We start from the raw sequence: 15,421 nt of genomic DNA, 5'->3' as shown, positions 1-15,421 counted from the left end.
GCGACTCCTGGTCGGCAGCGGAGCGGGGTGGGTCGCGGGGGCAGGGGCGGACCGTGGTGCCGGAACGGTCACAGGGGGGCCAGGCAGAGCTGACGCAGGGTGCGGGCGACGCGCTGGGCGCCGCGGAGGTCGTCGGCGGCCGGGTCGAGGCCGTGCCAGGGGCCGGCCGCCGGGCCCCCGGGCGGCACCCACGGCGCCGGGTCGTCCGGGTCGTCGGCCACCGGGACCGGCACCGCCCGGGCCACCCGTTCCGCCAGGTCCTCCTGGGCCGCCCCGAGCGGCGGCAGGAACACCAGCGGTGCGCGCCGTGCCTGGGCGAGCGTCAGGGCGCCCAGGGTCGGCGAGGCGAGGAAGACGTCGGCGCGGGCGTGCAGGGCGTCGGGGTCCACGCCGGCGTCGGCGGCCCGGCCGATCCGGACGCCGGGGAGGCCGCCGAGCGCGTCCCGGACGGCCGCGGTCCGGGTGTCGGCGACCACCTCGCAGCCGCCCGTCCGGCGCACCGCCGCGCGCACCAGCGGGCGCAGCACCTCCGCGGCGTAGGCGTCGGCCCGGTCCGCCGGGACGCCCCAGAGGGACAGCAGCAGGAGGGTGCCGCTGCGCGTCCGGTCGCGGGCCGGGCGGGCGGGGGCGAGGGCGCCGGTGGACCGGGCGCCACCGGCCGGGGGCCGTGGTCCGGGCAGCCAGCCGGGCCGGTGCACCCGGCACAGCGCGCCGGGCGGCGGGGCGTCCGCCGGTGCGGCGTCGGCGGACGGTTCGGGCCGGTGGCCGGACCGCAGGTGGACCACCGGGATCCCCCGGCCGAGCAGCTGCCCGGCGGCGGCGGGTTCGTCGCAGACCAGCGCCACCTGTACGGGTTCGCCGTGGTCCGGTGCGGTGGTCGGCGGGTCGGCGGTCGGGACGGTCACCGGGCGGAGTTCGCCCAGGTGGGCCGCGATACGTCGGCGGGCCAGCACCGCGTCGAGTTCGGCGTCGCGCGAGACGAGCAGCACCCGGTGGCGCACCGGGCCGCCGCCGGCCGGCGGGGCCCCGTCGGTCATCAGTACCGCCACGGTGCCACCGCCCCGAGCCGGGCCACGTCGTCGCTGTAGCCGGCGGCGGTGGTGGAGCAGCCGCCGCACGACTCCGGCCCCCGTTCCCGGAAGTGCGTGGCATGGCGCCGGAACACCGGGGTGTCGAGGTGGATCACCCCGTTCTCGCGCAGCGGGGCGCCGCCCGGACCGCTGTCGTCCTCCCGGTGCGGAAGGCAGCTGCAGGCGTACATCCGCCCGTACTTGCCGTCGATGTAGATGACGTCGTCGACGACGTGGCAGAGGGGCCGGGAGGCCCGCGGCGTCACCGACGCGGCGAAGTACCGCTGCTGCTCCTCCGGGGTGTCCCCGTAGAACCGCTTCCCCAGCGGGACCAGGACGGCGGCCGGGTCGGCGGTGTAGAGCGGGTCGCACACCGCCCGCACGTGGTCCGGGTCGGGGTAGCTGATGGTGCGGTCCAGTTTCAGCGCGGAGAGTTCCCACTGGCGCACCCCGGCCTCGGTCAACACCCGCTGGAGCTCGGGCATTTCGGCGTAGTTGTGCGGGCCGACGACGGTGTTGACCCGGGGCAGGACGCCGAGGCCGGCGGCGGCGCGCAGCCCGCGCAGCCCGTTGTCGAACATGCCGGGGGACCGCCGGTAGACGTCGTGGGTGGCGGCGGAGGCGCCGTCCAGGCTGACGATCACCTGCGCCAGTCCCGCCGCCGCGAGCCGCTCGGCCATCCTCGGCAGCAGCGTGCCGTTGGTGATGAGTGACATCTTCATGCCGGCGCGGGTGCCGGCCTCCACCAGGTCCACGACGTCCCGGTGCATCAGCGGCTCGCCGCCGGTGAACCGGACGTACCCCACCCCGGCGGCCCGGGCCTTGGGCAGCAGCTCGGCGAAGTCCTCGGGCGAGAACCGGAACGTGTCGCGGGAGAGCGCGAACTCGCACATGAAGCAGTCGGCGTTGCAGGCTTCCAGGATCCGGATGAACAGGTAGCGGGGACGCCGGGTGGCGGGCGCGTCGGGGAGGACCTCGGACGGGGCAGCGGACATGGCAGCGGAATCTTCCTGGTGGAGGGAACTTCCCGGTCAGGGCTGTGCTGCGGGGCGGAGGAGGGGAGCGGGGCCCGGCGGTGCGGTGGCGCGGCCGGGTCGGGCGGGCAGCGGGGTCCGGGCGAGTATCGCCAGCACGGTGTCGGCCACCTGCGCCGCGCCGTTGGTGCCGGTGCCGCGGGTCAGCCCGCCCCAGTCGGCCCCCCGCCCGGCGGTCCGCAGCGCGGCCAGCACGCCGTCCCGTACCGCGGCGACCACCTCCGGACGCGCCCCGCCGGCTCCGGGGGCGCGGTACGGATCCGGGGAGGCGCAGTCCGCGGCGGGGTCCCCGGCGCCGTACGCCGCCGCGATCCCGTCGTAGACGACCCGCAGTGCCGCGTCCTCGCCGCCTGCCCGCAGGGCCATGGCGGTCTCCTCGGCGAAGACCGCGGACGGCCAGACGACCCGGACGTCGGCGCCCACCGCCCGGCTGTGGAACCGCCCGTTGAAGATCTGGCTGAGGTTCTGCGGCGGCAGGCAGACGGTCGGGACGCCGAGGCTGCCGGCCTCCAGGAGGGTGGTCAGCCCGGGGGAGGTGAGCAGCACCTCGCAGTCGGCCAGCCGGGCCAGGAACTCCCCGTGCGGGAGCGCCCCGGCGGTCACGGTCATCGGCGCGGCGGCCGCCGGTTTCACGTGAAACACCCCGGCCGCGAGCCGCTCGACCAGCTCCCGCGGCAGGTTGCCGGCCACGTGCACCTCGTGGACCCCGTACGCGGCCAGCGCCGCGAGCGCGGCGGGCACCACGATGCCCGGGTACCGGGTCCAGTCGCCGAGCCCCGGGGCGTGCAGCCCGCCCAGATTGACCAGGGCCCTCCCGCCGGGCCGCGGGGCGGAGCGGCGGGCCTGGGCGGGGACCGGCCCGGCGCTCCCGATGACCGCCTCGACCCAGCGCAGGTCCCGTACGGAGCCCAGTACGCCCCGGCAGGCGTCGGGGAGTTCGGCGCACCGCTGGGCGCAGTACGCGGAGACCTCCAGCGGCAGGGCGTCCCGGTCCCCCTCGGTCCACAGGAACGGCAGGCTGTCCACGAACACGGTGGGCACCCCGGCGCCCTCCAGCGCCTTGGCGGCGGCGCCGTCCAGCACCACCAGGGCGGCCCGGACCCGCTCGTCCCGGACGACCTCGGCCACCGCGGCCCGGGCCGGTCCGGCCGCGGCCGGCAGGTCGTACCAGCGCTCGATCCCCTGCCCGGCCAGCAGCGGACGCCCCAGCCCGGAGGCCAGGCCGACGAATCGCAGGGGACGTCCGGACCGCTCGCGCAGCGCGGTCAGCACGGCGCTCAGCTTTCCGGAGCTGCCCCAGCCGAACTCGACGCCGGCGACGGCGACCGTGACGGTGGCGGGACCGGGCACAGGACGCATGGCGTGGCTCAACTCCCTTGCGCAGGACGGCAGAAGAGATCCCGGCAAGGCGGCGCGGACGGCGCCCGGCGGGGATCGCGGGGCCTCACGATCCGGCCCGGACGCTTGACCCCGCAAGCCTCATATCAATGGAATCCGGCCAGTGCTCCCCCATTGCCGGACGTATCCGATATGGGCACCCGTTCGATCCCAAGGCGCATCTTTGGCCGTACCTCGCACCGGCGGTGAGCGCCCGCCGGCCCCGTCCTGGCCCGGGGGCGGGCGGGATCCGGCGAGGCCATCCCCGTTGCCCCGCCGCCGCGGCGGGGCCCGGCGCCCCTCGGTGCCGCGCCCTGCTTCGCGCTCAGCGTGCGCCCGCACGGTCCCCGCGGCCGTGCACCACCGCCCGGCCGGATCGGACCCCGGAGGAGCGCCGGCCCGGCCCCCCGCGCCGTCCGCGGGCGGGTCACGCCAGGGCGTGCCCCGTGGTCGCGTCCACGTGGTCGGGGACCTCCTCGTGCCGGTCGCCGACGGTCGACGTCCCGGTGGGTTCGAAGAGCAGCAGCGAGGCGCCGGCCGGGGCGGACGGCTTGTGCTCGGTGCCCCGGGGGACGGTGAAGACGGCGCCCTTGGGGAGCCGGACCGTGCGCTCCCCGGCCTCCTCCCGCAACGCGATGAACAACTCCCCCTCCAGAACCAGGAAGAACTCGTCGGTGTCGTCGTGGACGTGCCACAGGTGCTCGCCGGCGACCTTGGCGACCCGGACGTCGTAGTCGTTGACCCGGGTGACGATCCGGGGGCTCCACAGGGCGTCGAAGGAGGCCAGTGCCGCGCCGAGTTCCAGCGGCTGGTTCGTGTGTGTGCTCATGATCCGATCCTGTCCGGCCCGCCCGGCCGCCGTGAGTGCTAGGAATCGCATATGCCGCAACGATCCTCGCAACCGGACCGGGCGCCGGGCCGGGCACCGGACCGCCCGCACCGCGTCGTCGCCGTCGTCGACGAGAACACCAACCCCTTCGAACTCGGCTGCGCGATCGAGGTGTTCGGCCTCCGGCGCCCCGAAACCGGCCGGGACCTCTACGACTTCGCGCTCTGCGCGCCGGAGCCGCGGACCCGGATGCGCGACGGCTTCTTCACCCTCACCGGCGTCGCCGGTCTGGCGGCGGCCGACACCGCGGACACCGTGATCGTCCCCCACCGGCCCGACGTCGAGGTGCCCCGCCGCCCCGCCCTGCTCGACGCGATACGCCGGGCCCACGCCCGCGGCGCGCGGCTGGTCAGCTTCTGCACGGGTGCCTTCACCCTCGCCGAGGCGGGCGTCCTCGACGGCCGCCGGGCCACCACCCACTGGCAGTGGGCGGACGCCTTCCGGGCCCGCTTCCCCGCCGTCCGCCTGGAGCCCGACGTGCTGTTCGTGGACGACGGCGAGATCCTCACCGCGGCGGGCAGCGCGGCCGCGCTCGACCTGGGGCTGCACCTGGTCCGCCGCGACCACGGCGCGGAGATCGCCAACACGGTCAGCCGCCGGCTGGTCTTCGCCGCCCACCGGGACGGCGGCCAGCGGCAGTTCGTGGACCGCCCGGTGCCCCGGGTGCCGGACGCGTCGCTCGCCCCGCTCCTGGCCTGGGCCCAGGAACACCTGGACGGTCCGCTCACCGTGGCCGACCTGGCCGCCCGCGCCGCGGTCAGCCCGGCCACCCTGCACCGCCGCTTCCGCGCCGAGCTGGGCACCACCCCGTTGGCCTGGCTCACCGGCGAACGGATCGCGCTGGCCTGCCGGTTGATCGAACGCGGGGAGCGCCGCCTCGACGTGGTCGCCCGGCGCAGCGGCCTGGGCACGGCGGCCCATCTGCGCACGCTGATGCGCCGCGAGACCGGCCTGACCCCGTCCGCCTACCGCCGCCGCTTCGGGCCGGACGCCGACGAAGCGGGCGCCGTTTCACGGGAACCCGCCGTTTCACGTGAAACACGCCGCCCCACGGAGACCCGCAGCGAAACGGAGACCCGTAGCGCCACGGAGCCCCGCCGTTCCACGGAGACCCGCCGTTCCACCGACCGCCGTTTCACGTGAAACACCACCCCGGCGGTCGCGCGGCCGCCCCGCCGGTCGCCCCCTAATCTGGGAAAAGGAAGCCGGTGCGTGTCGATGACCGCTGATCCCGTCACCCTCGCACTCTGCGGCGATGTGATGCTCGGCCGCGGAGTCGACCAGATCCTGCCCTGCCCCGGCGACCCCGAGCTGCGCGAACCGTACGTCCAGGACGCCCGGATCTACGTCGGACTGGCCGAGGCGGCCAACGGTCCGGTCCCCCGCCCCGTCGACGTCCGCTACCCCTGGGGCGACGCCCTGACCGCCCTCGACGCCGCCGCACCCGCCGCCCGCGTGGTGAACCTGGAGACCTCCGTCACCCGGCACGGCACCTTCGCCCCCGGCCGGCAGATCCACTACCGGATGCACCCGGCGAACCTCCCCTGCCTGGCCGCCGCCCGCCCCGACGTCTGCGCACTGGCCAACAACCACGTCCTGGACTTCGGCCGCGAGGGGCTGGCCGAGACCCTGCGGAGCCTGGCCGCCGCGGGCCTGTGCACGGCGGGCGCCGGTGCCGACGCCGAGGCGGCCCGGCGCCCCGCCGTCGTCCCCCTGCCCGACGGCCACCGGCTGCTCGTCCTCGCCCTCGGCATGCCGTCCAGCGGCATTCCCCACACCTGGGCCGCGACCGCCCGGCACGGCGGCGTCCACTGGGCGGACGGCCCGACACCGGCCACCGCCGCGGCGGCGGCCGCGCTGCTCCGCACCCGGAAGCGGACCGGCGACCTGGCCCTGGTCTCGGTGCACTGGGGCTCCAACTGGGGCTACAGCGTGCCCCGCGCCCAGACCGCCTGTGCGCACGCCCTGATCGACGGCGGCGTGGACCTCGTCCACGGCCACTCCGCGCACCATCCGCGCCCCGTGGAGGTGTACGCGGGCAAGCTCATCCTCCACGGGTGCGGCGACTTCATCGACGACTACGAGGGCATCACCGGCTACGAGCGGTACCGCGACGATCTGCGTCCGCTCTACCTCGCCGCCCTGGAGCCCGGCACCGGCCGCCTCCAGGAGCTGCGGATCGTCCCCTTCCAGGCCCACCGGATGCGGCTGCGGTACGCCTCCGTCGTGGACGCCCGCTGGCTCGGCACCCTCTTCGACCGCCTGACCCGCGGCTTCGCCCCCGGTGTCCTCACCACCGTCCCGGCGCCCGCGCTGACCCTCCGCCCGGCCTGACCGGTGCCGCCGTGCCGGACCGGCCCCAGGGCCCGGGGCCGGTCCGGTGGATCAGGGCCGGCGGTCCCTACCGGCCGGAGTCCGCCACCGCCGCGGCCAGTGCCAGCACCCGCCGCGCCTCCTCCACGTGCAGGTTCTCCACCATCCGCCCGTCCACGGTGACCACCCCGCGTCCTTCCCGGGCCGCGGCCTCGAACGCCTCGATGATCTTTTGGGCCCGGGCCACCTCCGCCTCGGCCGGTGCGAACACCCGGTTGCACGGCTCGATCTGCGACGGATGGATCAGCGTCTTCCCGTCGAAGCCGAACTGCTGCCCCTGGACGCACTCCGCCTCGAACCCGGACAGGTCCTTGACGTCGTTGAACACCCCGTCCAGGATCGCCTTCCCGGCCTCGCGGGCCGCCAGCAGCGCCAGCGACAGCCCGGTCAGCAGCGGCGCCCGGCCCGGCACATGCGCGGCGTGCAGCTCCTTCGCCAGGTCGTTGGTGCCCATCACCAGCACCGTCAGCCGCTCGCTCGCGCCGGCCACCGCGCGGGCGTCCAGCATCGCCCGCGGTGTCTCCACCATCGCCCAGATCGCCGTGCGGTCCGGGGCGCCGGCCGCCTCCAGGTGCCGCTCCACCTCCCGCACGGTCTCCGCGGACTCCACCTTCGGCACCACCACCGCGTCCGGACCGGCCTGTGCCGCCGCCCGCAGATCGTCCGCGAACCACTGCGTGCCCGGCCCGTTGACCCGGACCGTGACCTCCCGGCGGCCGTACGCGCCCGCGGCCACCGCCGCCGCGACCCGCTCCCGCGCCGCCTCCTTGGCGTCCGGGGCGACCGCGTCCTCCAGGTCCAGGATCAGCCCGTCCGCCGGCAGCGACGCCGCCTTCTCCAGCGCCCGCGCGTTGGCACCCGGCATGTACAGCACCGACCGCCGCGCCCGTACGGCGCCCTGCGCCTCGCCCGTCGCACCCATCGCCCTACTCCGTTCCCTCGCCGCTCGCCGCCGCGTACGCCGCCCGCAGTGCGGGATCCCGCGCCACCAGCGCCTCGGCGAGCTCCACCACCACCCGGCACTGCTTGACCGTGGCGTCGTCCTGCATCTTCCCGTCGATCATCACCGCGCCGGTCCCGTCGCCCATCTCCGCGATGACCCGGCGTGCCCAGGCGACCTCGTCCGGCGTCGGCGAGAACACCTTCTTCGCGATCCCGATCTGCACCGGGTGCAGGCTCCAGGCGCCCACACACCCCAGCAGGAACGCGTTGCGGAACTGGTCCTCGCACGCCACGGTGTCCTTGATGTCGCCGAACGGCCCGTAGTACGGCAGGATCCCGTGCGCCGCGCAGGCGTCCACCATCCGCGCGATCGTGTAGTGCCACAGGTCCTGCTGGAACACCGCCCGCGGCGCGTCCTCCGCACCCGGCTGCGGGTCCTGGCGCACCAGGTAGCCGGGGTGACCGCCGCCCACCCGGGTGGTCTTCATCCGCCGGCTCGCCGCCAGGTCCGCCGGCCCCAGCGACATGCCCTGCATCCGCGGGCTGGCCCCGGCGATCTCCTCCACGTTGGCGACCCCGCGCGGCGTCTCCAGGATGGCGTGCAACAGGATCGGCCGCCGCACCCCGGCCTTCGCCTCCAGCTGGGCCACCAGCCGGTCGACGTAGTGGATGTCCTCGGCGCCCTCCACCTTCGGCACCATGATCACGTCGAGCTTGTCGCCGATCTCGGTGACCAGCGTCAGCAGGTCGTCCAGCGCCCACGGCGAGTCCAGGCTGTTGATCCGCGTCCACAGCTGCGTCGCGCCGAAGTCGGTGCCGCGGGCGATCTCGACCAGCCCGGCCCGGGCGGCCTCCTTGCGGTCCGCGGCGACCGCGTCCTCCAGGTTCCCGAGCAGTACGTCGACGCCGGGTGCGATGTCCGGCACCTTGGCCGCCATCCGCGGATTGCCCGGATCGAAGAAGTGGATCATCCGTGACGGCCGGAACGGTACGTCCCGCACCGGCTCCGGAGCACCCACGGCCAACGGACGGAAAAAGTCCTTCGGAGAACGCACCCTGCCTCCTACCTCGCACCGACCGACCGGCCCGGAGCCGGCCAACGGCGCACACTCTAGGCCCGCCGCCCCCTCCTTGTTACCGCGCAGTACGTGTGCCGTTGATCACGGAAAGCGAAGGGGCCGGGGCGCCCCCGGCCCGGCGCTCGCCCCTGCCGTACGTCCCGCGTCCGGAGCGTCGCGTAGGCCGCAGCCAGGGCGGCGCCGACCCAGAGGGCCAGGACGGCCAGGCCCGACCAGGGGCCGAGGCCGTCGGCCGCGGGGCGGACCTCGGTGAGGTGGGAGCCGGCGGCGTCGGGGAGGTAGGCGGCGAAGCGGGCGGGTCGGCCGGGAGGGGGTCACTCGGCCGACGCGCGCAGTTCGGCCAGTTTGTCGCGGGTGTTGTCGGTGCTCGGATGGTCCTCGCCGAGCACCCGACACCGGTCGTCCAGCACGGCGCTCAGCTCCGCCACCGCCCGGTCGTGGTCCCCGGCCTTCGCCCGGTAGAACGCCAGGTTGTGACGGGTCGTCAGACTCTCGGGGTGGTCCGTGCCGCGGGTCCGCGCCTCGATACGGGCGACCTCTTCGAGCAGGGCGGCCGCCCCCGCGGGGTCCCCGCACTCCCCGCGCAGCGCCGCGATGTTGTGGGCGGAGGTGAGCACCAGCTCGTCGGCGGCGTCGAGCTCGGCGAGCAGGGCGTCGTGCAACTGCTCCAAGGCGGCGATCTGCGCCGGGTCCCGGTGCGCCATCCCGTTCCAGAAGGCGATCTGGCACCGGGCTTCGAGGATCCGCACCCGCTCGTCGGGATGGTGCCGCAGGAGAACGCCGAGGATGTCCTCGAAGACGTGGACCGCGCCGTGCGGGAAGCCGCCGCGTCCCAGCAGTTCGGCCAGGTGGCCCTTGACCTCCAGGGTGTGGATGTGGTCGTCGCCGTAGACCCGCCGGTGGCTTTCGAGCGCGGCCATCAGGGTGTCGCTGGCGTCGGCGTCCTTGTTGCGGGTCCGCCAGTACGCCAGCTGGTGCTGCACCTTCAGGGTGTACGCGTGATCGGCCCCGAGATGGCGGACCGCGGACGCGTACAACTCCTCCAGCATGGCGACGGCCTTGGGCCGCATGCCGGCGCAGCCGTAGCTGTCCGCGCTCTGGTTGAAGACGTAGTAGCCGTGCAGCGGCCACATGGCCTCACCGGCGATGTCGTACAGGGCGTCGGCGTTGTCGCGCAGCATCCGGGCCAGCGGCCCGTCCTGTTCGTGGGGCGCCGTGGGCCAGGCCAGGAGGAGGCAGGTGCCCGCGTGGTACGCCGCCGTGGCCAGCCGCTCCGGGTCCAGGGACTCCCGGGTGGCCCGCTGGACGAGCCCGTGCACCCGCACCGTCTGCCGGGCGTCGTCCGGGTCCAGGGTGATCAGGCTGAGGCGGTGCAGGCACCGCAGCGCGGCCTCGGCGTCCTCGACCGGCACCTCGTCGTACCACGCCTCCTCCGCCTCGTCCCCGCTCGTGTCCGGCACCGGGCAGCCGCCCGCGTAGGCCCGAGCGGGTTCGCCGGTGAGGACCGCGGCCGGGATGCCGTGCGGGCCGAGCACCGAGGCCATCTCCAGGAACGGGCGCGCCAGCCCGCGGGGCCGCAGCTGGTCGGCGCGCTCGATCGACAACTCCCAGACGGCGGAGACCGTTTCCCGGTGGTCGTCGGGCAGCTCACCGTGCTCCGGCAGCAGGTCGGGCAGGCACCTGCGCCGGTCGTGGAGCCGCCGCCGGTACTCGGCGCACGACAGTCCCTGGTCGGTGAGGTAGGAGGCCGCCTGGGCCAACGCCAGGGGGAGGTGCCCGAGGTCCGCGGCGAGCTCCTCGGCCGCCGCGTCCGTGACCCGGTGCCCGTGGGCGGCGAGTTTGGTGCGGAGGTAGGAGCGGGACTCGTCCGGCGTGAACTCCCCCACCTCGACGAACGCGCGCCCCTGCCCCATCAGGGCGGCGTCCCGGCGGCGCGTGGTGACCAGGACCTGGCCCTGCGGACGGTGCGGCGGCCACAGCCCCCGGAGGTCCGCCGGGTCGGCGACGTCGTCCAGCACGATCAGCCAGCGCCGCTCGGTCCGCTGCAGCCAGGAGAGGAACTGGTGCGCGGCGCGCCGGGGATCGGCCGGGTCGGCCCCGGCGACCTCCTGGGCCGCCTGCGCGTAGACGGACTCGATCGCCTCCCGGGTGCTGGCCGTGACCCACACCAGGAGGGCGACCGCGCCGGCGCGCTGGGCCTCCCGCGCCAGCCGCGCGGCCCACTGCGTCTTCCCGGCGCCGCCCAGCCCGCACAGGATCCGGCACGGTGCCGGATCGTCGCCCGCGGTACGGGCGTCGCGCGGCTGGAAGCAGTGGGCCTCGGGCGGTACGACGCCCACCTGGTGCGGCCAGGCGAGCGGCGCCCGCCCGGCACCCGCCGGGTGGTAGTGGAGGTTCTCCACGTGCCCGAAGGCGGCGCCGTGGGCCGAGGACAGGACCGAGGTCGCTGCGTTGACGGTCGGACTGAAGTCCCCGGGTGCGGTCAGCCCTGGTCCGCACCCGGCGGGCGAGGGTTTTCGAGGTGCACCGAGCCCTGGAAGACACCGGCCACCGCGCCCCGCTCGGCCCGCACCGACAGATCGCCCTGGACGGTCGCGCCGCCGCCCGCACCGGCCGCCGCCGGGCCTGCCTCCGCCGCCGCCAACTCCGCCAACCCGCCGATGAACCGCAGCCGTTCGGCACCGTCCAGCCCGTCCAGCCGCCGCGCGAACCGGTCGCGCCACTGCGCACCGGCGTCCGCCGCCCCGCCCCCGGCGGCCAGCTCGGCTCGCGTCCGGTCGAGCGCGTCGAGCACCTGCTGCCGCTCCGCCCCACCGCCGAACAGCCCGGCCGTACGCTCTCGGACGTCCGCCCACGCGTCCGTGCCCGCCGCCCGGACCACCGCGGCACCACCGGCGGCGGCCACCGCGCGCAACGCCTCACCCCGCATACGCCCCACCCACCTCCCCCAACTCACCCACCCCCACCGGTGGTTCGACCCCCATTAAACCGAGCCACCGCACCCCACGACGGGGAAACGCGCCCGCCTGCCGCCGGCCCTCCCCGCTAATTCCTTTGACAGGCCCGAAACCCCCCTTGTTAGCTGGTGGGGTCCTCGATTCGATGCGTTCCGTACTGGGCCCTGTGCCCTGGAAAAAGGTGTTGATGTTCCGGCTCGCGCCGAGTGCGCCTCGCCGTACCGCGTAACCGTCCGTCTCCTCGCCGCCGTTCCCGCGGCTGCCGGACCGCGTTCCCGGCACCCCGCACAGCCCGCCGCCCCACGATCCTCCGCGGACCGTGCCCGGTGTGCGCGCCCGCCCCGTCGAGGCCGCTCGGCCTGCTCTTGCTGTCCTGACCGACGTCCCAGCAAGGAGCACCGGTGTCCCACAACACCACCCCCACCACCCCCAAGATCGACGACTTCCCCTGCGCTTGGTGTGGTCTGACGGTGTCCGCGTACGCCGCCGACGGCGCCCGGCGCAACCACTGCCCCTCCTGCCTGCACTCCCGGCACGTCCTCGACCACGTCGAGGGCGGCCCCGGCGACTGCCGCGGCCGGATGTCCCCGATCGCCGTCGCCGTGCCGCGCACCGGCGGCTGGCAGGTCATCCACCGCTGCGTCCGCTGCGACGAGCTGACCTCCACCCCGGTCTGCGCCGACGACAACCAGCTCGTCCTGATGCGGATGGCCGTACGGCCGCTCGCCCAGCCGCCGTTCCCGCTCGAAGCGTTCGGCACCCTCTGACCACGCCCGGAAGGAGGGAACACGCCATGCCCCGACACACCAACCGGCGCCGGCCCGACCGGGACCGGCGCCCACAGCGTCACAAGACCGTCCTCCACGACCGGGACGCACACCGGACGAACGCCTTCCGCTGCGTGGGCTGCCGGCTGGACGTCCCGGTGACCGTACCGGGCACCGCACACCGCAACCACTGCCCGCACTGCCTGGCCAGCCGCCACGTCGACCGCAGGATCCCCGGTGACCGTGCCGCGGCCTGCCGCGGCCGGATGGAAGCGCTCGGCATGTCGGTCCGCCCGGACGGCGAGTGGCTGCTCATCCACCAGTGCCGGTCCTGCGGCCGTCTCAGCGCCAACCGCATCGCCGGCGACGACAACCCCCTGGCCCTGCTCCACCTCGTACTCAGACCACTCCGCGACCCCACCCGCGCCGAGCGAGCCCTCCGCGCCCTGTGACACCCGACAGGCCCGGCCCGGGACCACAACCCCGAGCCGGGCCTGGACAACGCGCCCCACCGAACCGCAGCGGGCCCGAGCGCGCGCCGATGTCCGCCCTGCCCCGTCGCCAGGGCGGACACCGGTGTGCGCTCGGGTTACGGGCGCGGGTCGATGGGTGCGAGTACGCCGAAGTGGCGCTCGATCACCTCGGCGGCCTCCAGGCACCGGTCCTCGCGGTACATCTGGCCGATGAGCTGGACGCCCTGCGGCATGCCCTCCGCGAATCCGGTGGGCACGCTCACCGCGGGCACGCCGACGAGGGAGGTCACGGTGCACAGGGCTCCGGCCAGCATCATCCGGGCGTGGCTCTCGGCGTCGGTGTCGTCGGGGAGCACGTTGAACCCGGGGACGGGCTGGGGGCAGGTGGCCCCGAGGAGCAGCGGGTAGACGTCCAGGAGCTTGGCCCAGTCGCGTTGGACGGTGAGCCGGACGCCGGTCTGGCGGAGGAACTCGGCGAGTTCGGTGTGCGGGGTGCGCTCCATGAACAGGTCGATGTGCTGGGCGCCCTTCTCGCTGAGCAACTGCCTGATGCGGGGCCACTTCACACCGAACTCGGTCATGATGAGCGTGCCGTAGCACTCCAGGGCCTCGTTCAGCCGGGGGATCCGAACCTCCTCCACGGCGTAACCCGCCCGCTCCAGTTCGGTGGCCGCCTCGTCGATGGCGGCACGGATCTGGGGGTGGACACCGACTCCGGCCGGGTCGGCCACGACGCCGACCTTGAGGGGGCCGGTGGGGCGGGGCCCGTACGCGGGGACCGGGACCGCCCGCGGGTCCTCCGGGTCCGCGCCCGCCAGCGCCTCGTAGGCCGCGCGCAGATCGGCGACCGAGCGGGCGAGCGGGCCGTCGACGGGGATGAGCTGGGAGGCCAGCATCGGCTCCTGGCCCAGCACGCGGTGGTCGGCGGCGAACCGGCCGTAGCTGGGCTTCAGTGCCGCCACTCCGTTGAAGGCCGCGGGCATGCGCACCGAGCCGCCCGAGTCGTTGCCGAGGCCGAGCGCCGCCATGCCGACCGCCACCGCCACCCCGTCGCCGCTGCTGCTGGCGCCCGGGGTCTTCGAGGGGTCCCAGGGGTTGTACGTCCGGCCGTACAGCTGGCTCGCGGGGTCCGAGGAGATCGCCAGGTCGGGCATGTTGGCGTGGCCGATCGGGATCGCTCCCGCGGCCCGCAGCCGGCGCACCGGCGGGGAGTCGGCCTCGGCCGCGTGATCGCGGAACTTCCGCACGCCGTGCGTGGTCGCCCACCCCGCCACGTGGATGTTCTCCTTGACGGTGAAGGGCACTCCGGCCAGCGGGCCGAGTTGGTCTCCTGCCGCGCGGCGCCGGTCGGTGGTGCGCGCGGCCTCGCGGGCGCTGTCCGCCATGAGCTGGGTGACGGCGTTCACGGCCGGGTTCACCGCCGCGATGCGCTCCAGATGGCTTTCCACCACCTCGGTCGCCAGGACCTCGCCGCGGGAGACGGCCGCACCCAGCTCGGTCGCGTTCAGCTTCCACAGTTCCGTGTTCATCGCGTGGTCGTTCATTGCGTCGCCGGGCCGCGCGCTCCGCTCTCGTGCCGAGCGCGCACCCCTGCCCCCTTTCCCTCGCCGCGCCATGACGTGCCGTGCCACGCCGTGGCAGCGGCCGCCCCTTCGTTTCGATGCGCTTGCATCACATCCTATGCTGGGAATCGATGCAAGCGCATTACTACGCAACCGGTGAGGGAGCCCATGCCCAGACAGGTGGACCACGAGGAGCGGCGGCGCCGGATCGCCGAGGCGGTGTGCGCGCTCGCCGACAGCAGCGGCCTGGAGGGCGTGACCCTGCGCGATGTCGCGACCCGGGCCGGCGTCTCGATGGGAGCGGTCCAACGCTGCTTCCGCACCAAGCAGGAGATGCTCGTCTTCGCCCTCGACCACGTCGGCGAGCGGGTGGCCGAGCGGGCGCAGGCCCACACCGCCGCGGCGGCGGGCGCGACCGGCTCCGCCCTGGGGCGCGTACTGGGCGAGGTCGCGCTGGTCGACGAGACGCACCGCACCGAGGCCCGGGTCTGGCTCGCGTTCGTCGCGCAGGCCGCCGTGACCCCCGAACTCGCCACCGTGCTGCGCAGCCACTACGCCGGGCTGCACCCCCTGCTCGTGCGGCTGCTCACCGAGAGCCGCGCGGACGCCCCGGCCCCGCACGGTGGCGCGTCCCCCGGTGCCGACCACGATCCGTCCCGAGCGGCGCAGCTGCTGCTCGCCCTCGCCGACGGTCTGACCACCCACGTCCTGATCGGCCACCTGACCCCGCAGGCCGCGCTCGGCCTCCTCAACGCGCAGATCGACGCCGTCACTCAGGCGGGCCCGCGGGATCCGGCCCCGGCGCGGTAGCGACGCGGAGCGTCCTCCTCCGGCGGCCTCGGAGGGTCCGCGCGCCCGCGGGCCCTCCGGGCCGCACCCACTCCACCTCGCGACCATC

General features: G+C 75.2%; 14 protein-coding genes. 5 read left to right on the top strand and 9 right to left on the bottom strand.

All coding sequences use genetic code 11. From position 1 onward, the window contains the following. Positions 1-68: 68 nt before the first annotated feature. The 4 genes from blsF to CG747_RS06470 form a co-directional block, all read right to left on the bottom strand. Entirely contained in the window at positions 69-1,037 is a 969-nt protein-coding gene (gene blsF, locus CG747_RS06485) for a CGA synthase-related protein (protein ID WP_257980251.1), read from the bottom strand. After that, a complete protein-coding gene (blsE, locus tag CG747_RS06480) occupies positions 1,037-2,065 on the bottom strand; it encodes a cytosylglucuronate decarboxylase (RefSeq protein WP_100600655.1) in 1,029 nt (342 codons plus the stop codon). Before blsE ends, blsF begins: the two co-directional genes overlap by 1 nt. A 36-nt stretch (positions 2,066-2,101) precedes the next feature. After that, complete coding sequence (locus tag CG747_RS06475; RefSeq protein ID WP_100600654.1) at positions 2,102-3,463, bottom strand: hydroxymethylcytosylglucuronate/cytosylglucuronate synthase; 1,362 nt, start codon at positions 3,461-3,463, stop codon at positions 2,102-2,104. 445 nt (positions 3,464-3,908) lie between these two features. After that, positions 3,909-4,310 carry a cupin domain-containing protein gene (locus tag CG747_RS06470; RefSeq protein ID WP_100600653.1) on the bottom strand — a complete coding sequence of 134 codons (402 nt, stop codon included), beginning with the start codon at positions 4,308-4,310 and terminating at the stop codon, positions 3,909-3,911. 51 nt (positions 4,311-4,361) lie between these two features. Here CG747_RS06470 and CG747_RS06465 point away from each other — a divergent pair, with 51 nt between their 5' ends. Both CG747_RS06465 and CG747_RS06460 read left to right on the top strand, forming a co-directional pair. After that, entirely contained in the window at positions 4,362-5,513 is a 1,152-nt protein-coding gene (locus tag CG747_RS06465; RefSeq protein WP_100600652.1) for a helix-turn-helix domain-containing protein, read from the top strand. 75 nt (positions 5,514-5,588) lie between these two features. After that, entirely contained in the window at positions 5,589-6,704 is a 1,116-nt protein-coding gene (locus CG747_RS06460; RefSeq protein ID WP_100600651.1) for a CapA family protein, read from the top strand. Between the two features lie 67 nt (positions 6,705-6,771). On the opposite strand, the gene CG747_RS06455 is transcribed toward CG747_RS06460, so the two are convergent. The 4 genes from CG747_RS06455 to CG747_RS47805 form a co-directional block, all read right to left on the bottom strand. After that, positions 6,772-7,665, bottom strand: coding sequence for a CoA ester lyase (locus CG747_RS06455; RefSeq protein WP_100600650.1), 894 nt, complete (start codon positions 7,663-7,665; stop codon positions 6,772-6,774). A gap of 4 nt (positions 7,666-7,669) precedes the next feature. Beyond that, entirely contained in the window at positions 7,670-8,740 is a 1,071-nt protein-coding gene (locus CG747_RS06450) for a CoA ester lyase (protein ID WP_100600649.1), read from the bottom strand. A gap of 338 nt (positions 8,741-9,078) precedes the next feature. Continuing rightward, on the bottom strand, positions 9,079-11,166 hold the full coding sequence (locus CG747_RS06440; protein WP_180985415.1) for a tetratricopeptide repeat protein: 2,088 nt from the start codon (positions 11,164-11,166) through the stop codon (positions 9,079-9,081). Between the two features lie 80 nt (positions 11,167-11,246). Next, positions 11,247-11,693 (bottom strand): hypothetical protein, encoded by a 447-nt coding sequence (locus CG747_RS47805; RefSeq protein ID WP_180985414.1) that lies wholly within the window; start codon positions 11,691-11,693, stop codon positions 11,247-11,249. A 429-nt stretch (positions 11,694-12,122) separates the two neighbouring features. On the opposite strand from CG747_RS47805, the gene CG747_RS06435 reads away from it, so the two are divergent. Beyond that, the gene (locus CG747_RS06435; RefSeq protein ID WP_100600647.1) at positions 12,123-12,488 is read left to right on the top strand and encodes an RNHCP domain-containing protein; all 366 of its coding nucleotides are present in this window, start codon (positions 12,123-12,125) and stop codon (positions 12,486-12,488) included. A 26-nt stretch (positions 12,489-12,514) separates the two neighbouring features. Continuing rightward, positions 12,515-12,940, top strand: coding sequence for an RNHCP domain-containing protein (locus tag CG747_RS06430; protein WP_100600646.1), 426 nt, complete (start codon positions 12,515-12,517; stop codon positions 12,938-12,940). 137 nt (positions 12,941-13,077) lie between these two features. On the opposite strand, the gene CG747_RS06425 is transcribed toward CG747_RS06430, so the two are convergent. Beyond that, complete coding sequence (locus tag CG747_RS06425) at positions 13,078-14,490, bottom strand: amidase (protein ID WP_100600910.1); 1,413 nt, start codon at positions 14,488-14,490, stop codon at positions 13,078-13,080. A 201-nt stretch (positions 14,491-14,691) separates the two neighbouring features. On the opposite strand from CG747_RS06425, the gene CG747_RS06420 reads away from it, so the two are divergent. Then, complete coding sequence (locus CG747_RS06420) at positions 14,692-15,333, top strand: TetR/AcrR family transcriptional regulator (protein ID WP_100600645.1); 642 nt, start codon at positions 14,692-14,694, stop codon at positions 15,331-15,333. Positions 15,334-15,421 lie beyond the last annotated feature (88 nt).

Origin of the sequence: Streptomyces sp. CB02959, assembly GCF_002803155.1 — a bacterium.
In the GTDB taxonomy this organism is placed as follows: domain Bacteria; phylum Actinomycetota; class Actinomycetes; order Streptomycetales; family Streptomycetaceae; genus Streptomyces.
This window is presented reverse-complemented; position numbering and strand designations above follow the sequence as displayed.